Annotated in this window: 16 protein-coding genes and 1 tRNA gene; 2 read left to right on the forward strand and 15 right to left on the reverse strand. The window is 49.3% G+C overall.

The features are described from left to right. Positions 1 to 20: 20 nt before the first annotated feature. Positions 21 to 1,133 carry an acyltransferase family protein gene (locus AC0MA3_RS14930; RefSeq protein ID WP_474656744.1) on the forward strand — a complete coding sequence of 371 codons (1,113 nt, stop codon included), beginning with the start codon at positions 21 to 23 and terminating at the stop codon, positions 1,131 to 1,133. Positions 1,134 to 1,232: 99 nt separating this feature from the next. Here the strand turns inward: AC0MA3_RS14930 and AC0MA3_RS14935 are convergent, their stop codons facing one another. The 10 genes from AC0MA3_RS14935 to AC0MA3_RS14980 form a co-directional block, all read right to left on the reverse strand. Next, positions 1,233 to 1,820: a non-ribosomal peptide synthetase module gene (locus tag AC0MA3_RS14935; protein WP_379159722.1), complete on the reverse strand. Its 588-nt coding sequence runs from the start codon at positions 1,818 to 1,820 to the stop codon at positions 1,233 to 1,235. A gap of 207 nt (positions 1,821 to 2,027) precedes the next feature. After that, positions 2,028 to 2,693, reverse strand: coding sequence for a ribosome biogenesis GTP-binding protein YihA/YsxC (gene yihA, locus AC0MA3_RS14940; protein WP_474656745.1), 666 nt, complete (start codon positions 2,691 to 2,693; stop codon positions 2,028 to 2,030). Positions 2,694 to 2,705: 12 nt separating this feature from the next. Beyond that, positions 2,706 to 5,069 (reverse strand): endopeptidase La, encoded by a 2,364-nt coding sequence (lon, locus tag AC0MA3_RS14945; protein ID WP_474656746.1) that lies wholly within the window; start codon positions 5,067 to 5,069, stop codon positions 2,706 to 2,708. Positions 5,070 to 5,355: 286 nt separating this feature from the next. Further along, positions 5,356 to 7,065 (reverse strand): ATP-dependent protease LonB, encoded by a 1,710-nt coding sequence (gene lonB, locus AC0MA3_RS14950; RefSeq protein WP_474656747.1) that lies wholly within the window; start codon positions 7,063 to 7,065, stop codon positions 5,356 to 5,358. Between the two features lie 774 nt (positions 7,066 to 7,839). Then, positions 7,840 to 8,400 carry a hypothetical protein gene (locus AC0MA3_RS14955; RefSeq protein WP_474656748.1) on the reverse strand — a complete coding sequence of 187 codons (561 nt, stop codon included), beginning with the start codon at positions 8,398 to 8,400 and terminating at the stop codon, positions 7,840 to 7,842. A gap of 234 nt (positions 8,401 to 8,634) precedes the next feature. Further along, positions 8,635 to 9,762 (reverse strand): flavodoxin-dependent (E)-4-hydroxy-3-methylbut-2-enyl-diphosphate synthase, encoded by a 1,128-nt coding sequence (ispG, locus tag AC0MA3_RS14960; protein ID WP_379159889.1) that lies wholly within the window; start codon positions 9,760 to 9,762, stop codon positions 8,635 to 8,637. Between the two features lie 112 nt (positions 9,763 to 9,874). Next, a complete protein-coding gene (gene clpX, locus AC0MA3_RS14965) occupies positions 9,875 to 11,131 on the reverse strand; it encodes an ATP-dependent protease ATP-binding subunit ClpX (protein WP_379159705.1) in 1,257 nt (418 codons plus the stop codon). Positions 11,132 to 11,143: 12 nt separating this feature from the next. Next, the gene (clpP, locus tag AC0MA3_RS14970; protein WP_379159702.1) at positions 11,144 to 11,734 is read right to left on the reverse strand and encodes an ATP-dependent Clp endopeptidase proteolytic subunit ClpP; all 591 of its coding nucleotides are present in this window, start codon (positions 11,732 to 11,734) and stop codon (positions 11,144 to 11,146) included. Between the two features lie 288 nt (positions 11,735 to 12,022). After that, positions 12,023 to 13,360: a trigger factor gene (gene tig / locus AC0MA3_RS14975; protein ID WP_379159698.1), complete on the reverse strand. Its 1,338-nt coding sequence runs from the start codon at positions 13,358 to 13,360 to the stop codon at positions 12,023 to 12,025. A 97-nt stretch (positions 13,361 to 13,457) separates the two neighbouring features. Beyond that, positions 13,458 to 14,414 carry a hypothetical protein gene (locus tag AC0MA3_RS14980; RefSeq protein WP_474656749.1) on the reverse strand — a complete coding sequence of 319 codons (957 nt, stop codon included), beginning with the start codon at positions 14,412 to 14,414 and terminating at the stop codon, positions 13,458 to 13,460. A gap of 109 nt (positions 14,415 to 14,523) precedes the next feature. Here AC0MA3_RS14980 and AC0MA3_RS14985 point away from each other — a divergent pair. After that, positions 14,524 to 14,597 (forward strand) — tRNA-Arg (locus AC0MA3_RS14985). Positions 14,598 to 15,048: 451 nt separating this feature from the next. On the opposite strand, the gene pstA is transcribed toward AC0MA3_RS14985, so the two are convergent. From pstA to AC0MA3_RS15010, 5 genes are all read right to left on the reverse strand, one after another. Beyond that, the gene (gene pstA / locus AC0MA3_RS14990; protein ID WP_474656750.1) at positions 15,049 to 15,924 is read right to left on the reverse strand and encodes a phosphate ABC transporter permease PstA; all 876 of its coding nucleotides are present in this window, start codon (positions 15,922 to 15,924) and stop codon (positions 15,049 to 15,051) included. After that, complete coding sequence (pstC, locus tag AC0MA3_RS14995; protein WP_379159686.1) at positions 15,921 to 16,871, reverse strand: phosphate ABC transporter permease subunit PstC; 951 nt, start codon at positions 16,869 to 16,871, stop codon at positions 15,921 to 15,923. Before pstC ends, pstA begins: the two co-directional genes overlap by 4 nt. A gap of 93 nt (positions 16,872 to 16,964) precedes the next feature. Beyond that, positions 16,965 to 17,828 (reverse strand): phosphate ABC transporter substrate-binding protein, encoded by an 864-nt coding sequence (locus AC0MA3_RS15000; protein ID WP_379159683.1) that lies wholly within the window; start codon positions 17,826 to 17,828, stop codon positions 16,965 to 16,967. Positions 17,829 to 17,887: 59 nt separating this feature from the next. Beyond that, positions 17,888 to 19,306 carry a TolB family protein gene (locus tag AC0MA3_RS15005; protein ID WP_474656751.1) on the reverse strand — a complete coding sequence of 473 codons (1,419 nt, stop codon included), beginning with the start codon at positions 19,304 to 19,306 and terminating at the stop codon, positions 17,888 to 17,890. A gap of 203 nt (positions 19,307 to 19,509) precedes the next feature. Then, positions 19,510 to 19,953 (reverse strand): hypothetical protein, encoded by a 444-nt coding sequence (locus AC0MA3_RS15010; RefSeq protein WP_474656752.1) that lies wholly within the window; start codon positions 19,951 to 19,953, stop codon positions 19,510 to 19,512. Positions 19,954 to 20,028 lie beyond the last annotated feature (75 nt).

The following is a 20,028-nucleotide window of genomic DNA, read 5'->3' on the forward strand; positions in this document are numbered from 1 at the left end:
AAAGGGGCTGCCGTCAAGCCATGCAAGCTCCCGAAGCTTCTAAAGTGATAACTGCAGCGGATTCGACTTCCGCCTCTGTAAGAACCCCACGGCTTAAAGTAATCGATATGGTAAGAGGGATTACGATTCTGCTCGTTGTAGTGGGACATGCCGGCCTAACGCCTGTGGTTCTAAATGATATGTTCCGGGACTTCCGGCTTCCGCTATTCTTCATCGTCTCCGGGTACCTGTTCAGCGCAGCCAAATATTTCGATAATTTCCGGGGACTGCTGCGTACCCGCATCCTTACCCTCGTTATTCCCTATCTATCCGCCGGACTCTTGTGCTACCTGCTCTGGTTGACCCTCCGCACGATCGAAACCAATCACAGCATGGATATTACCTGGTATGAACCCCTGCTGGCTATCGCTTACGGCACCTATTCCGGCGGTCTGCTTCTGAACATTCCCATCTGGTTCCTGACCTGCCTGTTCGCAGCCCAGATTATCTTCTGCCTCAGTATGCGTTATCTAAGCAAAATCCCGCTTATACTGCAGTTTGCCGCCATGCTAGCCTTAAGCCTATCCGGATATGCACTAAGCACTGTTGCTTATCTGCCCTGGAACATCGATGTCGCACTGGTCGCCCAGCTCTTCATGTTCATCGGTTACCAGCTTAAGCAATACCAGTTGCTCGGTAAGATCCGTATCTTCAACCTGGGTACCCTGGTGTTAATGGCCATTTTCCTCGCTGCTGCCTACTTCAACAGCTATGTAGACATGAACAACAGGGAGTACGGCAATCTGCTACTATTTTATATAGCCGGTATCGCTGGAAGTCTGCTCGCTATTAAAATGACCCAGTTCCTCTCCAGATCCAGATTCTTCGCCGCACTTCTCACCTACATTGGCCGGGAATCTCTCGCGATCCTGATCTTCCATTACGGAGTCTTCATCCTGCTCTTGAATTTCATGGAACGCTACGTCTATGACAGCTACCTGGGATGGTTCCCGACTGCGGTAATTGCTGTGGCGGGTTCGCTATTGCTCAGTATCGTGGTGAAGCGGGTACCGGGGCTTGGCTTTTTACTGGGGAGAGCAGGGCAGAAGGCTACCGCCAAGAAAAACTCTCTGGAGAGAGCGGCGGCTTCTTAACAAACTCATACAAATTACATACATTTGAATATCCTTAGCTGAGAACGCAAAAAAACGGAGGTACACTAAACCTCCGTTTCACTTCCCGTTAACTATCCTTTATGCTTCCAGTTCAAACAGTTTACGGGTGAGATGTTCCAGCAAATGATCAATCTCGTGAATCGCTTCATCTCTATATAGTAGGTTACGCTGATCCAGCAGATTATCAATAGTTCCGCGCAGACTCGCAATCTCCCGCTCAATCGCATCAGACTGGTAGAGACGCATCATCTCTGCAAGCGAGTGCTTGTGCTGATAGACCAGCTTGCTCCCTAGTGGTGTAACTTCAGAGATTCTGCGAACTGAACCGCTCTCGTACACATAGACCATGGTGAATCCACGATATATTCGATTCACTGTTCCGCTCCCCTTGTAGGTAACGAACAGCTTGCGGATAGCATTATTCAGATGCGCGTTCACAATGGTACAGGACAGGGCGCATACGTAGATGCTGCCTCTTTGCTGGAAGGATAAATGAACCTCTTCGCCTCCGGCTTCCTCCAGGACAACTTCCTGTTCTCCGCCGCCAAGAATCTTTACCCGGTGGCTGATGAAGCAGGTATCGGCGGTAAGCAGAAATTGCTTCATCTGAAATTCTGTCATTTGCAAAGTCGCATTCACATATTCTGTAGCCAGTCTCTGAGCCATGTCTATCCCTCAATTCTGTGTAACAGCCTTTAGCATGATTATACAATGAAGAGCAGTAGGCTTCTCATCAGAAAGAACAGGATATACGCCGATAATCCACCTTATATCGGGAGAAATGAATAAGAGCCAAGCATTACATATGTATTCCTCACTATTCTATGAGTAATACACGCTGATCCTAGCGATTGCGCATCACCCAGCTGCTCCCTAGGCTTCTGGGGAATCTTCCGGCTGAGGTTCACTTCCAGCATTTTCAATCTCAGAATCTGTTGAAGCCTCTTCTTCCGAGATTTGATTATACCGTTCAATAAGCTCCCATAGTTCATCCTTGCCTAGTCCTATCTCCGAAGAAAAGGAAATAAAATTATCCCCCGGCAGCACACCAAGCTCCTGTTTCATGATCTTGATATGTTTGGGCCAACGGGTCTTGGGAATCTTGTCGGCTTTGGTTGCTACTACGCATAAAGGTAAATCGTAATGCTTCAGCCAATCAAACATCATCTTGTCATTACCGGTAGGCGGATGACGGAGGTCTACAATGAGCAGAACAAGCTTCAGCGTGTCACGCTCAGCCAGATATTTCTCCACCATCTTGCCCCAAGAGGCACGCTGCGTCTTTGATACCTTTGCATAGCCGTAACCAGGAAAATCAACAAAGTACATGCTGTCATTCACAAGATAATAGTTCATATGCTGCGTCTTACCCGGTGTGGAGCTGGTACGGGCCAGATTCTTACGGTTAATCATACGGTTGATGAGGGAAGATTTCCCGACGTTGGAGCGCCCTGCCAGAGCAATCTCCGGCAAGGCGTCAACAGGGTATTGATCAGGGCCTACGGCGCTGATGATAAATTCGGCATTGTTTACTTTCATAGGACTTCCTTTCTAATGCACACTACTCTGCGCTTCACTGCTGATTTCGTTGTGGTGCTCGACAAGCGCATGCTTCAGTACCTGATCCATATGGGAGACCGGCACGAACTCCACATCGTTGCGGACGCTCTCGGGGATCTCTTTCAGGTCACGCTCGTTGTCCTTCGGCAGAAGGATTTTTTTGTAACCGGCCCGGTGGGCGGCTAGTGACTTCTCCTTCAATCCGCCAATCGGCAGAACCCGGCCGCGCAGCGTAATCTCGCCTGTCATTGCTACATCCTTGGAGACATAACGTTTCGTGAGTGCAGAGATCAGGGCTGTAGCAATAGTGATCCCTGCAGACGGGCCATCTTTGGGAATGGCACCTTCGGGAATATGAATGTGAATATCGTTCTTCTCATGAAAATCAGGTGCGAGTCCCAGCTCCTCGGCTTTGGAACGCGTATAGCTGAAGGCGGCCTGTGCCGATTCCTTCATCACATCGCCCAGCTGGCCGGTCAGAGTCAGCTTACCGGTTCCCTGAACTACCGTGACTTCGATCAGAAGTGTATCACCGCCAACCTCAGTCCAAGCAAGTCCGGTAACCGTACCGATCTGATCTTCGAGCTCCGCCATACCGTAGCGGTACTTCGAAGCACCCAGATAATCTTTGACCTCCGCCGGAAGAATACTCACTTGCTCCTTCTCACCGGATACAATCTGCTTCGCAGCTTTGCGGCACAGCGCTGCAATCTGTTGTTCCAGATTACGTACTCCGGATTCACGTGTATACTCACGGATAATTTTCAGCAAGGTATCATCTTCAATAGACAGCTGTGCATCCTCCAGACCGTGGTTATTGCGCTGCTTCGGCAATAGGTAGCGGCTGGCAATCTGCAGCTTCTCCAGTTCCGTATAACCGGGAATGTATAACATCTCCATCCGGTCCAGCAACGGCCGCGGAATGTTATGCACCGTATTAGCCGTAGTCACGAACATGACGTTCGACAGGTCAAACGGCAGCTCGACGAAGTGGTCACTGAATGTATTATTCTGTTCAGGGTCGAGTACCTCAAGCAGTGCCGCCGAGGGATCACCGCGGAAATCAGCCGCCATTTTATCAATCTCATCCAGAAGGAATACAGGATTGATGCTGCCTGCGGTCTTCATCCCTTGAATGATCCGGCCTGGCATTGCTCCGACATAAGTTCGTCTATGGCCCCGGATCTCGGCTTCATCACGTACACCACCCAATGAAATACGCACAAATTTCCGGTTCAGCGAACGGGCGATGGAACGCGCGAGCGAGGTTTTACCTACACCCGGAGGACCTACGAGACAGAGAATCGGGCCCTTCAGCTTCTTGACCAGCTTCTGGACAGCCAGATACTCCAGTACACGCTCTTTCGGCTTCTCCAGACCATAGTGGTCCTCATCCAGCACCTGCTCCGCCTTCAGAATATCAAGGTCATCTTCCGTAGACTCACTCCACGGCAGACTTAGCAGCATATCGACATAATTGCGGATCACGCCGCCTTCAGCCGAGCTTGCCGGCATTTTCTCGAGCCGGTCAATCTCCTTCTCAATCTTTTCCTTCACGCGTTCAGGTAATTGCATCTCTTCCATCTGATTACGCAATTCTTCGGCTTCACCAGCCCGGCCTTCTTTCTCACCAAGCTCCTTCTGGATCGCTTTCATTTGCTCGCGAAGATAATATTCCTTCTGTGTCTTCTCCATCTGCTTCTTTACCCGCTGATTGATCTTGCGTTCCAGCTCCAGCACTTCGCGCTCATTGTTGAGGATATCCAGCAGCTTCTCCAGACGTTTGCTGACATCAATCGTCTCCAGGATTTCCTGCTTATCTTTTATCTTCAGCGCCAAGTGGCTCGTAATGACGTCAGCAAGCCGACCGGGTTCTTCGATATCGGAGACAGCAGCCAGTGTTTCCGGGGTGACTTTTTTGGAGAGAGTGATGTAATGCTCGAACTGGTTCAGCACGGTGCGCATCAAGGCATCACTCTGCTGGTCCACATCCTCTTCCTCCGGAAGCACGCGGGCCATGACCTCATAATACTCCTCATTATCCGTATAGTTAATAATTTCGGCGCGCTCTACACCCTCAACCAGCACACGGATCGTACCGTTAGGAAGCTTCAGCATCTGCCGCACATTAGCGACAGTACCCACCCGAAAAATATCTTCTTGTCCCGGCTCCTCAATATTCACTTCTGACTGTGAGCAGAGGAGAATCAGGTTATCTTCAACCATAGCTTTTTCCAGCGCCCGAACTGACTTCTCGCGTCCCACATCCAAGTGAAGAACCATGCTGGGATATACAAGAAGACCTCTAAGCGGTAATAAAGGAAAACGACGACCTTTGGCTTTGCTTTGTATCATCGCTTTCGCACCTCCCATGGTTCTCAAGTAGTGTCATATATTTCATTCTAACAAATACGGCATCAAAACACCAACTAGACGCACATTCCCGTAGCCCTCAGCCCTTACATCGCGCACTGCCAGACCTGGTTTATTATTCACTACATCTACCCTGAATATGTCCGCCCTCTCCTAATGCAAAAAGCAGGCCCCTGACACACATCGCTTCGTGTGAAAAAGGCCTGCTGGATGGCTCCGGCGATCTACTAGGACCGACCAACGTCTGGCTTCCCTTTTATACTGAGGATCAGCCCTTTGGACCGTCACCACTGGCATCTGCTTTTAACATGGATGGTGAGGCAGAGAATGTCTCCCCGGAGACTGCCGGCAGGCGTACATCCGCAGTGTCAGCCCCGAACAGGTGACGAAAAACTTCTTCAACGGTTTCCATTGGAATCACCCGCAGGGGTGCCAGATCAGCAAACAGCGACTGCCAGTTCTCTTTGGGAATCAGCACCGTGGTAGCCCCCGCCTGAAAAGCTGCTTCAACCTTGGCAATCACTCCGCCTACGGGCTTTACCCGCCCATGAATACCGATCTCTCCGGTAATAGCGACTTTATTGTCCACCGGCAGGTGCCTGATCGCAGAAACAATGGCCACCGCCATGGCCACCCCGGCAGAAGGGCCGTCGATCGGTGTTCCTCCAGGGAAATTCACATGAAGATCATAACGGTCAGGCTCCAGATTCATCATCCGGAGAACCGTCAGCACATTATCCACGGAGCCTTTGGCCATGCTTTTGCGCCGAATGGTTCTTGAACCGCCCCGGGTTTCTTCTTCGTCAACCACTCCAGTAACGTTAATTCTTCCCTGGCCGTTCTTGGCTGGCGCTGCGGATACCTCAATCTCTAGCAATGTGCCCATCCCTGGTCCGTATACAGCAAGCCCATTGACCAATCCAATCTGAGGCGAAGACGGAATCTTCCTTTCAGTACGCATAGGCAGCTGACTGCTGCTGGCTACCCATTCCACTTCTGCCGCACTCAGCGTATCCCGGCCTTCCGTTAATGCAAGTCCAGCAGCCAGTTGGATCATATTAACCGCTTCGCGTCCATTCGTGGCATATTGCTGTACTACCTCAATGGCTTCGGGACTTGGCTTCAGGCCGATCTTCTGGATCGCATCGCGACCAATAACAGCAATCTCTTCCGGCAGAAGCGGGCGGAAGTAGATCTCCATGCAGCGGGAACGCAGCGCTGGTGAAATTTCATCCGGTGATCGGGTTGTAGCACCTACCAACCGGAAATCGGCAGGCAGGCCATTTTGAAAAATATCATGGATATACGCAGGCGTATTATTGTCTTCGGAGTTGTAATAAGCACTCTCCAGCAGCACCTTGCGGTCCTCCAGCACCTTAAGCAGCTTGTTCATCTGAATCGGATGAAGCTCACCGATCTCATCCAGGAACAGGATCCCGCCATGCGCTTTGGTTACTGCACCCGGCTTCGGCTGTGGCACACCGGCCACCCCCATAGCTCCGGCTCCTTGATAAATGGGATCATGCACCGAACCAATAAGCGGATCAGCAATCCCACGCTCATCAAAACGGGCAGTCGTAGCATCAATTTCTGTGAATTTCGCATCACTTTTAAAGGGCGAGAGCGCATTTTTCTTCGCTTCCTCCATAACCACACGCGCAGCGGCAGTCTTGCCGACGCCCGGTGGTCCATAAATGATAACATGCTGCGGATTGGCACTGCATAGTGCAGCCTTCAATGCGCGCAGCCCATCCTTCTGCCCGACAATATCTCCAATGGAGGCTGGCCGGGTTTTCTCTGATAGCGGCTTGGTGAGGGAAATCATCCGCATTTTGCGCAGCTTGTCGAGCTCCTTACGCGATTCGCGGTCCACCGCCGTTTTATTGGTCTTCTGTCCCCGCAGCAGATTCCAAAAATAAACACCGATGACCAGCGCGAAAAAGAGCTGCACAATCATCAGCAATATACTTAATTCCATAGGTCATCCTCCTGTTCGCCATAGTCTACCTGTCCTGTATTTGGCTACTACTAGGTAGTATAGCCTTTTCGTTCATTCATAAACGCCCATGCGAGGGATTTATGGATGAACTGAAATAAACTGGCTTCTTAGGAAGACTGTACGCAGTACCATAGTTGCTGGATATACGCATGAAATGAGTCTGATGTGAGCGTGATGATGTAGCTTAGCCTTTGTAGAAATTCTGTATTTAGGATTGGAGCAATCTGGTTGAGATGTGTGGTTGAGATGTGTAGTTGAGATGTGTGGTTGAGATGTGCAGGGGTGCTCTGCGATTGGTTGAGCTAGCGTGCTGAGCTAGCGTGCTGAGCTAGCGTGTTGAAATTTGCATGTTGAAGTATACAGTTGAACTGTGCCAGGGAGGGTGAGCTATGCTAGACACTCGATCTATGCTTGCTGAACTGGCGGGAGCGTGAATTCTATGCTTATCTTTTATCATTTAGAGGGAAATCCACCCTGTAATTCAGTTGATCCCCTTAAACTTGAGCGAATAGAGGGATTTATACCCTGTAACTTCTTAATAATATTCTAAAACCGAGCTTTCTTAGAGATTAGGGGGCGTAATTCCCCCTAATGGCCGAAAAACACTCAATTCAGCTAATTTATAGGGGGAAAATCCCTTTATTCTACTCTTTTCAGCGCATAGATATATTTCTTTCAGCGCATAGAACTACTCATTTCAGAGCATAGATTTTCAGTAATCAACAATACTTTTGGGCTTGGGCTTGACTTATCTCAGTCCCAATAATCTAGAACGTTACGTGCCAGCTCATATCGCACCTTTCGGATTCCAGCTCCACGAGTGACCGGATTCAGCCAGCCTTTTTCGCACAGCCTGTTAAGTGTAATCCGCACCGTTTTGGGGTCCAATGTAAAATATTGAGCAACATCCCGTGGGCGGACTGAACCCGAGTGACGAATCACAAACCGGATTATTTCCCTCTCGGCAAGCAAAGCTTTATTGACTGGTACAGCCGAGGTAATATATCTGCTTAGCACCATGCGCAACAAGGTAATGCACAACTCAGAATGCCGCTCAACATCATCGTAGGCAAAAGACAGCACCTGATAACCCATGGCACATAGAAAAGTCTCCCGATTCAATTCATTGCTGTACTTGTGCCTATCCATCTCTTTGACATGGGATGTGTATCCTTTGATCTCAAAAAGTAATTTCACCGGCCCCGGCAGAAAGGCGAAGTCGGCAAAATAAGATCGCCCTCGCCAATCCATAACCTCGTATTCCGGATGCAGGTCACAGAAATTGCCGCGAAGTGGCCACCAAACATTCTGCAAAATAATCCTTCTGCGTGTTGGTGCCCTCTCTCCAGTCTTCCTTTACGTTCCCCGGAACGGCAAGAAAGATGATACCGAATAAACTCCTCATGCACTCTCTCAAAATCTCTACCTGCGTTCACATTACCCCTCCTCAAAAATAAAAACGCCCCATCGCACCACCGGATGATCCGGAGGAGGATGGGACGTTCTACGTCACCTGCTTATATTCATTGCATAATAAAAGGACTCAACTTATAAGTTCGGTTGTGGAGCCAGTCCTGCTGCATGCTTACGTCCTGGAATTTCGCCGGTTTGTTCAAAATGAACAACAATGGCGTCGATTTCCTTCTTGAGCTCCGAAACCAGCTCCGCTTCAGGAACCTTGCGAATCATCTGGCCATAGCGGAACAGCAGACCTTCTCCGCGCGCACCCGCAATCCCGATATCTGCCTCCCGGGCTTCACCTGGACCGTTCACTGCACATCCCAGCACGGATACCTTGATCGGCACTTTGAGCTTTGAGATATACTCTTCCACTTCATTGGCGATGGAGAAAAGATCAATGTCCAGGCGGCCGCAGGTTGGGCAGGAAATCAGTGTCGGAGCGTTGGAGATCAGTCCGAAGGTCTTGAGCAACTCCCGTGCCACCTTAACTTCTTCGACCGGATCGGCACTGAGCGAGATACGCACAGTGTTACCGATGCCCATGGAGAGCAGCGCGCCGATCCCCGCAGAGCTCTTCACAGTGCCGGCAAACAACGTGCCCGACTCCGTAATCCCAAGATGGAGCGGGTATGGAATTACCTCTGCTGCTTGTCGGTAAGCTTCTATCGCCATTGGTACATCGGAGGCTTTGAGGGATACGATAATATCATGGAAATCGAGTTCTTCCAGAATACCGATATGATACAATGCACTCTCTACCATCGCTTCAGGAGTCGGATAGCCGTATTTCTCCAGCAGATGATTCTCCAGTGAACCTGCATTGACACCGATGCGGATCGGAATACCTTTGTCTTTACAAGCCTTAACTACAGCTTCGACTTTGTCACGTCGGCCTATGTTTCCCGGATTAATACGGACCTTGTCGATACCGTTCTCAATCGCAAGCAAGGCCAGCTTATAGTTGAAGTGAATATCTGCTACCAGCGGGATATGAATCCGTTGCTTGATCTCCTTGATGGCAGCCGCAGCTTCTTCATTATTGACCGTCACGCGCACAAGCTGACAACCTGCTTCCTCCAGCCGCAGAATCTCGGCTACAGTCGCTTCGACATCAGCTGTTTTGGTTGTACACATGCTTTGAATAGCTACCTCGTTGTTTCCCCCAATAATTACTCCGCCAACATTGACGGGACGGGTCTGGTGTCTCAAGAACATGGTTTTCTCCCCCATAACGATCAAAGCTCCACCCTCCCTGCGCCATATAGGCGGTTGTAAGGTGGAGACAATGACATGTATTATAAATCACTTATATGGCTAAGGAAACCGCTTAGGCGCTTTCCTCTTTTTTCTTGTCTTTCTTCAGGCTCAGCTCAGGCAGCGACTTTTCTTGTACGACCTGCTCTGTAATGACACAATCTTTGATATCATCCCGTGAAGGAACCTCATACATTACATCAAGCATAATGCTCTCAATAATGGCACGCAGTCCACGCGCTCCCGTGTTGCGTTTGATCGCTTCCTTGGCGATTGCTTCCAGAGCGAGCGGTTCAAACTTGAGTGCTACGTTGTCCATTTCCAGGAGCTTGATATACTGCTTGGTGAGGGCATTCTTCGGTTCGGACAAAATGCGAACCAGCGTGTTCTCATCAAGGGGTTCCAGAGTCGAGATCACCGGCAAACGGCCGACAAACTCAGGAATGAGACCGAACTTGAGCAGGTCTTCCGGCAATACCATCGACAGATATTCGCCTGCTTTCAGATCTTTCTGCCCTTCAACCGCTGCGTTGAAGCCGATGACTTTTTTACCGATACGGCGTTTGATCATTTGTTCCAGACCGTCAAAAGCACCGCCAACGATGAACAGAATGTTCGTAGTATCGATCTGGATAAATTCCTGATGCGGATGCTTGCGCCCGCCCTGTGGTGGAACAGAAGCAACAGTACCTTCAAGAATCTTCAGCAATGCCTGCTGTACACCTTCACCGGAAACGTCACGGGTAATGGACGGATTCTCAGATTTACGTGCTACTTTATCAATTTCATCGATATAGATAATACCGCGTTCCGCTTTTTCCACATCGTAATCTGCAGCCTGAATCAGCTTTAGCAGGATATTCTCGACATCCTCACCAACATAACCCGCTTCCGTAAGAGAGGTGGCATCTGCAATAGCAAAAGGAACGTTAATAATCTTAGCCATAGTCTGAGCCAAAAGTGTCTTACCGGAACCTGTTGGACCCAGAAGCAGAATATTGCTCTTCGTCAGTTCAACATCTTCGATCTTACTCTGGCTATTGACACGTTTGTAGTGATTATACACGGCAACAGAGAGTGATTTTTTCGCTTGCTCCTGACCAATGACGTACTGATCAAGAATGTCACGGATTTCCTTCGGTTTCGGAATATCCTTCAGATCCAGCTCTTCCTCATGGCCGAGCTCCTCCTCCACGATTTCCGTGCATAGCTCGATGCATTCATCACATATATAAACGCCAGGTCCTGCTACAAGCTTGCGAACCTGCTCTTGAGATTTGCCGCAAAAAGAACATTTCAATTGCCCTTTTTCATCATTAAATTTAAACATCTAACCACCCCTTTAAGATTTGATCGGTGAAGAGAGCACCTGGTCAATAAGCCCGTATTCCTTCGCTTCTTCCGCGGTCATAAAATTGTCGCGGTCTGTATCCCGTTCGATTTTTTCAAGGGGTTGACCTGTGCGATCCACATATATTTGATTCAATTTCTGTCTCGTTTTGAGAATCCAGTCGGTATGAATCCAGATATCGGATGCCTGCCCTTGAACGCCGCCGAGCGGTTGGTGAATCATTACTTCGCTGTTAGTCAGCGCGAATCTTTTGCCTGGAGCCCCTGCAGTAAGCAACAGCGATCCCATACTTGCCGCCATGCCCACGCAGATCGTCGAGACATCCGGTTTGATGTATTGCATCGTATCATATATACCCATGCCGGCTGTCACAGAACCACCGGGCGAGTTGAGGTACAGGTGAATGTCTTTTTCGGGGTCGTCTGCTGCCAGGAACAGCAATTGGGCAATGACCAGATTGGCGACATCATCGTCAATCGCACTGCTCAGGAAAATGATGCGGTCCTTCAGCAATCTGGAATAGATATCGTATGACCGTTCTCCCCGACTTGTTGATTCTACAACCATTGGTACCAGACTCATGCCACCAACCTCTTTTCTCTGTACAGATTAGTCTTTCCGTTTCAAAAATATTTTAACACGTTCAAGGCGCTATGTCATTTTTTCACTGTGGCAGATATCGCATTGTTCATGTGCATGCCATTATAGCGCAAATCCCATGAGAATGCCAATTCCTGACTGTGATTATGTATAAGATATATACCTCCACCGATAAAAATAAGACACGTAACAGACATTACGTGCCTTATCTATGTTTATGGAGGCCGCCTTGCTTGGCCGTTCTAGTTGGATTGCAGCCCTCAAAAATGATTACTCAGCGCTAGCTTCTTCTTTAGCTTCTTCAGCTACAGCCGGAGCTTCAACTTCTACACTGTTCTCCACGAGGAAATCAATAGTCTTGCGCAGCGAAATCTCATCGTTCAGGCTGCTCAGTGAACCATTGGCCGCAAGAATGCTGCGGATTTCTTCAGGAGTACGTTTGAAGGATTCAGCCATGGTAGCGAGTTCTGCTGTAACTTCTTCTTCAGAAACTTCAATATTTTCGGTCTTGGCAATTACTTCAAGAACCAGATTGTTGCGCACACGTTTTTCGGCGTCGCCCTTCATCTGAAGCTCGAGATCTTCACGAGTCTGGCCGGAGAAGCTTAGGAACATGTCCATGTTCATGCCTTGCTGACGAAGACGGTTATCGAAATCGCGAACCATGTTCGCTACTTCACTTGCGATCATTGCGTCAGGAATTTCAACATCAGCATTGGCTGCTGCTGCGTCAACTACTGCAGTTTCACGAACGCCTTTGAGTTCTTCCTGTTTGCGGGATTCCAGCTGTGCCTTCAAATCCGCCTTGTATTCTTCAAGAGTATCAAATTCACTTACATCCTTAGCGAATTCATCGTCCAGAGCAGGAAGCTCTTTGCGTTTGATTTCATGCAGCTTCACTTTGAATACTGCTGCTTTGCCAGCAAGGTTCTCAGCGTGGTAAGCCTCAGGGAATGTTACTTCAACATCTTTGAAGTCCCCAGTAGACATGCCTACTACTTGTTCTTCAAATCCTGGAATGAAGGAATTGCTTCCCAGTTCCAGCGAATGACGCTCAGCTTTGCCGCCTTCGAATGGCACGCCATCTACAGATCCGTCAAAGTCGATCACTGTGATGTCGCCGTTAGCTGCTGGTGCATCTTCAACAACAACAAGCTCAGCATGACGTTCTTGCAGACGTTTAAGTTCAGCATCCAGCTCTTCATCAGTAACTTCAGCCTTCTGTACTGGAACTTCTACGCCTTTGTACTGACCCAGAGTTACTTCTGGTTTAACAGTAACTTTTGCTTTGAAAATGAACGGCTGGCCTTTGGCGAATTGCTCGATATCCACTTCAGGACGGTCTACAGGGAAGATATCGGTTTCTTCAACCGCTTCACCATAAGCTTCAGGAAGAAGAATGTCGATAGCATCTTGATAAAGGCTTTCTACACCAAAACGGGATTCAAAAATTGGCCGCGGTACTTTACCTTTACGGAAACCAGGTACGTTCGCTTTCTTAACTACTTTATTAAAAGCTTTGTCGAGTGCTGCAGCTACACGTTCTGCTTCTACTTCGACTTCAAGAACTCCAAGGTTCTTCTCTATTTTTTCCCAGGTTGCTTTCATATTATACTTTTCCCTCCAAAAATAGGTTACATGTTTTCTTAAAAATAATCACGCAATTCACGCACAGAATAACCATTATATTATATACAACATTACTCTATTTATCAAGTAGAGAACTCTTTACAAATCCTTTGAGAGAGCGGTATGCCCCTTCGAATTGAAAGCGCATGCTGCCTGTGATCCCGTACATGGCCCGTGTTTCTTCCTCCTGGCGGGTTCCGTTCAAGCTCTCGGACACCATCTGATGGAGCGCACCTGCCCAAATGTCGAGCTGAGCGTCCTCCCCCATGAGCAGTTTAAGGTATTCCTCTGAGCCATAAATCGACATCATGAACTGGCCCCACAGTTCTTGTGCAAAATAATACAGTGTCGGCTCATGCACCTCAGCTTGCTCAGCAACCCGTTCAAGCACCTGGCTCACCTCCGGCGGGAACTCTTCATTAGACAGAGGCACCGTATCGATCTCAACATAGGACATTTCACCTGAGCGCGGCAACCCGACAGTACCTTGTGCTCCTCGTCGTCGCAGTGTTTGCAAAGCCCTGAACTGCAGCAACGGATGAACCGCCGTCTGCTCCAGCCAACTGATCAGCGAATCATCAATGTGACTGCCCTCCAGATAAGACAACTGCTCCAGCGCAAGGATCGTCGACTCCGACAAAGGCTCGTGCATTATCTTCTGCAGGAGTTTGTTAGGATAATCCGCATCTTCTTCGAGTTTGGATTTTGCCAGAATGCGGGCCATGTCTTCTTCCTTCAGATCCTGCTCACCGGCCGAAAGCTCTGTGTGCTCATCTCCGTTCTGTGCTGCATAGGGGAAGGCCGCCTCCAGCCATTCCAAAAGCGACTGCCATTCTTCGTAGTGCCGCTCTTCCTGTCCCTGGCATTGCAGTAGAAACCTCAGCAGTTCCATCGCTTCCCCGTAACGTTCACTCTCCAGCATTACCGTCAACTGGATCTGATAATAATCCAATGTCTTCGGAAACAGCACGATATTCTCTTTGGCGGGGGAATTCGAATGATTAATGAGGGCACCTCCTTTTCTCCGAACCATGATCATTTGTAGATTATAGCATATCCCACTGCGGTTTCAAAAAAACAAGTTGAAAAAGTTATCTATATATGATAACATAATTTTTGCTTGCTTTTCAGTATTATCTCATGTCCCGGTAGCTCAGCCGGATAGAGCATGCGCCTTCTAAGCGCACGGTCGGGGGTTCGAATCCCTTCCGGGACGTCATACAACAGCCTCCCTTCGGGGAGGCTGTTTGTGCGTCCAGGGGATGAGAACCCGGAGACGGGTTCGTTGGAGCATACGCTTCGGGAGCATACGCTTCGCAATCAGCCGGGTTTTGGCTGTATCCCTTCCGGGACGTCATACAACAGCCTTCCTTCGGGGAGGCTGTTTGTGCGTCCAGGAGATGAGAACCCGGAGACGGGTTCGTTGGAGCATTGGAGCATACGCTTCGGGAGCATACGCTTCGCAATCAGCCGGGTTTCGGCTGTATCCCTTCCGGGACGTCATACAACAGCCTCCCTTCGGGGAGGCTGTTTGTGCGTCCATAACATAGTAAATGGGAGAGATTCCGGAGTGAAATTCATACTACCCCGTATGGCGAGCAAAAACGGATCCCCTCCTTAACCCAGGCTGGCATCCGTTTCTGTATAATATAAAGATCTTCAGCTACTTAGCGTCCCCGGCGGCGTCCGAGCCACAGCGGGAACCGGAAAATGAAATTAATCAACAGCACCACAAACACAAGCACGGCTGCAGACTTGTCGGCGATCTGCCGTGCATCCTCAACAATAGCCTCTGACTGTACATACCACAGATGAACAGCCAGTGTCTCGCCTGGTGAGAACAGATTGAAATCCCACATTTCCCCGGAAGTGCTGAGGCCCGCAGTCAGAATAATAACTGCAGACTCCCCGAAGGCGCGTCCTGCCACCAGGCAGACGCCGGTCACAATTGCCGGCATAGCTACCGGCAGCACTACCTTACGGATGACATGGAACTTAGTCATTCCGAGGGCGTAGCCGGCTTCACGGATCTCTCCTGGAACAGAGCGAACCGCTTCCTCCGTAACACGGGCCAGCATCGGCAGATTAAGCAGCGCCAAGCTGACGCCACCGCCGAGAATGGTCAGTCCGACATCGAAGTATTCGGCAAAAACTGCAAGACCCAGCAGCCCGAATACAATTGAAGGCACCGAGGATAGCGACTCCACGCAGATACGCAGTGCACCGGTGAACCGGTTATCCGGCGCATATTCTGCCATATAGATCCCGGCACCGATACCAATCGGAATAGAAATCAGCAGCGAGATGAACAGAATATAGAAGGAGTTGAATAAAACCGGTCCAATACCGCCTCCGGCATCGATTTCTTCCGGCTGCTTGATGAGGAAGTCTGGTCTAAGCGAAGGCAGGCCTTTGCTCAGTATGGTGAAGAGCAGCCAGAAAATCAGCAGCATGACCAGAGCGCCCAGTGTGTAAAAGGCAATAGTGGCGATTTTGTTGTTCCGTTGCGAACGGGCCGAATGGCGTGTTCGGGTGAAATTCATGCTGCATCCCTCCTGTTACGGCCTAAAATCCGGATGATAAGGATCAGCACAAACGAAATCAACAGCAGGAGAAATGCCATCATATGAAGCGCATAGTTCCAGGTGGAGTCAAATTCCACATTGGAGATCTGCATCACGATGTTACTGGTCAGTACGGATGAAGGGGTGAACAGGGTTTTGGCCAGCTGCGGCGTGTTGCCGATTACCATCACAACCGCCATCGTCTCTCCGACCGCGCGGGTCATGCCCAGAATAATTGCCGAGATAATCCCTCTGCTGGCTGCAGGCAGAACTACACGCATAATCACCTGCAGGCGGGTGGAGCCGAGGGCGTAAGCTGCATCCCGGTATTTGCCGGGAACAGCAATGATTGCATCATCACTGATCCGGCAAATGGTCGGTAGCACCATCAGGGCAAGGACAAGTGCAGCGGCAAGCAGACCGTCTCCCAGTCCTTCACCGCTGACTCTGCGCAGAAAAGGTAACAGCACGGTAAGCCCCAGATATCCATATACAATAGAAGGAATCCCTACAAGCAAATCCAGTACCGGCCGGATGAAGCTCTTGAGCCATTTCGGAGCAATCTCCGCACACAGCACAGCCATTCCAACCGAGATAGGCACCGCAATGAGCAGTGTCAATGCCGTCAGTGATAATGTATTTACAATAAAGGCAGCGGCGCCAAAGGCTTCCTCTTCCGGGCTCCAATTGAATGAGAAGAAGAACTCAAGCGGCGAGAGATGAGCGAACAGAAGCAGCGCCGTTTTGCCGATGAATACAATGACAAGTCCGAGCACCAGACAAAGTGCAAGGATACTGAATAAAAAATAATAACGGAACATGGTGTTGCTGAATAAATGCCTGTTGTGGCGTTTGGTGCTTAAGCCGCCTTCTGAAAGACTGCTATTCTGTGCCCGCGATGCCAGGTCCTGGACCGGTGCCCCCATACTTTCCCTCCTGTAAGCGGCCACCCCCGCATATACTCCGGAGCTGGCCGCTGTTACCGTTCAATATATATTGATATTTGTAAAGACTTACGATTAGCCCTTCATTGCGGAAATCGGAATGAATTTAAGCTTCTTCAGGGAACCATTCTGGAACTTTTTACTTTGTACATAATCAATAAATTCTTTGGTTGCGCCGGTAGGCTGGCCTTTGGTCATATAATATCCGTAAGCCCAGATCTTGTACGAACCATTGATGACATTATCCGAAGTTGCTGCTACACCATTGAACTTCACAGCTTTGATGTCGCTGCCGCTAACATAGACAAGGTCGATGTAACCGATGGCGTTAGGAGTTGTAGCCACAGCTGTTTTCATGTCGCCGCTTGATCCGGTTTCTTTGTAGTTTTTCTCTTTTTTCGTAATATCTCCGCCAGCCAATGCTTTAGCCTGATAGTTAACACGTGTACCGGAACCGAAGGCACGGGTAACTACCACAATGTTGGCATCCGAACCGCCGACCTCTTTCCAGTTCGTGATTTTGCCGGAGAAAATACCTTGCAGTTGCTCGGTGGTGAGGTTGTCTACACCCACATTTTTGTTAACAATAGTGGCAAAAGGGATCACTGCTACTTTGTTGGCTACTTGTCCGTCAAAAGCTTTGAAGCCCGGTACGTCCATGCTTGCATCCCAGTCGCATGCGCCGATGTCAGCAATGCCCTTCTTTACGGCTTGCGGACCAGTGACGGAACCTTTACCGGAAGCAGCGATCTTGACTTTTGGATGCAGCTTCTGGAATTCCTTAGCTGCCTGCAATGTCAGCGGAAGCAATGCGGTCGATCCGTTGACGGTGATTTTTCCCTTAAGTGAATCTGCAGCGGCCGCAATTCCGGCAAAAGATGCAGTTACCGCGATAACTGCGGTCAAAGCTGTGACTGTTAATTTTTTAAAAACCTTCATGAACAATTTCTCCTCTCGGCGTTTGCGCCGTTATATGATGTGGGTGTTGCCTTAGTCGTTTATTTGGAGAGCTGGATCGCTTTGCCGTTCTGAATCAGAAGCACTTTACCATCGCTGACAACCGCAAGCTTGCTGCCGTCTTTGGATACGGCTACTTCAGAAACATCTTCAGCAGTGTGGAATAGAACTGTCTTGCTGCCATTCGCATCAATGGAATAGATAGATGTGCTTCCGTCTGCTGCCGTACCGGAGACGATCAGGCCACTCGCTACGCCGGTAGACCACGAAGCTTCCACATCAAGAGCGATGTTTGTAATTGTACCGTCAACTCCGATAGACTTCAGGGTATTGGCTGCATTGCCATCCGGATCCGCGCTCAGGTACACTACTCCGCCGTTAGCCAGAATTTCCGGATACAGTTTATTATCCAGTGCAGTAGTCAGAGCTACAGGCTTCGCATCTTTAGTAGTGAGGTCCAGCTTATACAGCTGTTCGCCGGCTTTGCTGTAATCTACAGTAAGCGAATCTTCGGTGCTGTCGGTATCATTCTTGGCGACCCCGGTTACGTTAACAATGTAGACAACGCTTTTGGCATCCGATGACAGACGCAGTTCCGATTTGTTCTCTACTTTATCTTCAAGCAGAGTTTTGACGGTTCCTGTATCTACTGACATTTGAGCAATCTTCTCCTGCTTATCGCCTTGAATGAAGTAGAGGGTCTTGCCATCTTGAGACCAGACCAGATCCGTCTTCACGCTGGTGTCGGTCCCAAGTGAGGATATCGCTCCGCTAACAAGATTGATCAGCTTCAGTTGGCCTGTCTCATCGGTGAAGGCACCCCAGTTCTGATCAGCAGAAACTGCGAAATCCAGTGCGCTATCATTAGAAGAGAAAACCTCATAGTCGCCAGGGAAAGTACGGAATTTGAACAGCTGTGCTGTATCGGAATCGCTTTTATCCGCAATAATACTTCCGTCAGCACTAAAGTGCAGAGTATCGAATTGGCCTTCCGGACGGGCAAAGCTCAGGATCGTGTGGTCATCAGCCTGCAGTTCTCCGCCAAGCGCAGTAACCAGCTTAGTCAGTTCTACATAGGCTTTACCGTTATAGATAACAGGAGCTACGGTGAATTGCTGTGCCGCACCATCTACTTGATAGCTTTTTGCACCTGCCTGAATTACTACATTATGTAACCCCTTGCTGTCATTCAGTTCAAAACCGCTGCTGCCCAAGATCAGCTTGGCGCCAAGCTCTCCTGCCACTTGACTTAGCGAATACAGCTTATACCCGCCCTTATCAATGGTGCTGAGGGTCACCGGCGTTCCGTTCACAGTCCAGGTTGTACTGCCTGCCTTGACTGCTGCGGTTGTGACGGCGGCAGCATTAGCACTGCTGCTTGTTGCCAAAATACTTCCCGCTCCTCCTGCTACGAGAAGTGTTGAAGCCAAAGCCGCGCTGAACCATTTACTATTTCTCAATTAGATTCACCCTTTTCCTATAGGTAACTGCTAATGTTATTTTCATCTACGAGTGTCAATTCTGTTCGAGAGGAATGTTATGGAAATATTAACTGGGCAAAGTAAAAAGAATTAACGGCATCAAACCTGCGAATTTTTACATAAAATAAGACCGCCCCTGAATATTCAAGGCCGGTCTTTAGATAAAATTCCGGTGAATTAGGTTAATTCTCAATCCATGTTACGATAATTTCGGCAGTGCCGGGATCCGAAGCAGAACTGGTACCAATAATAGAATAAGAGTAGGCATTGGGAACCTTGCCATTAATAATCAAGTTATTGCTGTCCACAATCTGTGTCCCGCGCTTCAGCGCTTTGTCACTCACATATTTTTGGTAGGTGCTGCCAAGCTCGTCCATACTTTCCTGCGTTTCGTAGATCAGCATGGAGGACTTTTTCCCGTGTGCCGTCTCACCCTCTGTAAAGGTAATGCCCGCACCGGCTGGAATCGGCAAATCCCCGGGAAGATACTGCGGCTGGTCTACACTTTCTTCTGCCAGAGTGCGGAAATGCCCTCCGTAAGCTCCACTTCCCCCATTGCTGCACGCGCCAAGCACTGTGGCTGCTGCCAGCACCAGCAAGGGTAGCACACCTTTTATGTAAACCATCTTCCAACCCCTCCTGTATGGACTATAGGATTAGCACCTATACTCATACCCATAATTACCCTGTACTTCCACAGG

The organism is Paenibacillus sp. LS-5 (assembly GCF_056121505.1).

Excerpts from the sequence above, each read along its gene's own strand:
- pstC (WP_379159686.1), bottom strand. The coding sequence starts at position 16,871 with ATGGGGGCACCGGTCCAGGACCTGGCATCGCGGGCACAGAATAGCAGT.
- yihA (WP_474656745.1), bottom strand. The coding sequence starts at position 2,693 with ATGAAAGTAAACAATGCCGAATTTATCATCAGCGCCGTAGGCCCTGAT.
- AC0MA3_RS14935 (WP_379159722.1), bottom strand. The coding sequence starts at position 1,820 with ATGGCTCAGAGACTGGCTACAGAATATGTGAATGCGACTTTGCAAATG.
- clpP (WP_379159702.1), bottom strand. The coding sequence starts at position 11,734 with ATGAGTCTGGTACCAATGGTTGTAGAATCAACAAGTCGGGGAGAACGG.
- AC0MA3_RS14930 (WP_474656744.1), top strand. The coding sequence starts at position 21 with ATGCAAGCTCCCGAAGCTTCTAAAGTGATAACTGCAGCGGATTCGACT.
- pstA (WP_474656750.1), bottom strand. The coding sequence starts at position 15,924 with ATGAATTTCACCCGAACACGCCATTCGGCCCGTTCGCAACGGAACAAC.
- AC0MA3_RS15000 (WP_379159683.1), bottom strand. The coding sequence starts at position 17,828 with ATGAAGGTTTTTAAAAAATTAACAGTCACAGCTTTGACCGCAGTTATC.
- AC0MA3_RS14980 (WP_474656749.1), bottom strand. The coding sequence starts at position 14,414 with ATGGTTCGGAGAAAAGGAGGTGCCCTCATTAATCATTCGAATTCCCCC.
- lonB (WP_474656747.1), bottom strand. The coding sequence starts at position 7,065 with ATGGAATTAAGTATATTGCTGATGATTGTGCAGCTCTTTTTCGCGCTG.
- AC0MA3_RS15010 (WP_474656752.1), bottom strand. The coding sequence starts at position 19,953 with ATGGTTTACATAAAAGGTGTGCTACCCTTGCTGGTGCTGGCAGCAGCC.
- ispG (WP_379159889.1), bottom strand. The coding sequence starts at position 9,762 with ATGTTCTTGAGACACCAGACCCGTCCCGTCAATGTTGGCGGAGTAATT.
- tig (WP_379159698.1), bottom strand. The coding sequence starts at position 13,360 with ATGAAAGCAACCTGGGAAAAAATAGAGAAGAACCTTGGAGTTCTTGAA.
- clpX (WP_379159705.1), bottom strand. The coding sequence starts at position 11,131 with ATGTTTAAATTTAATGATGAAAAAGGGCAATTGAAATGTTCTTTTTGC.
- lon (WP_474656746.1), bottom strand. The coding sequence starts at position 5,069 with ATGATACAAAGCAAAGCCAAAGGTCGTCGTTTTCCTTTATTACCGCTT.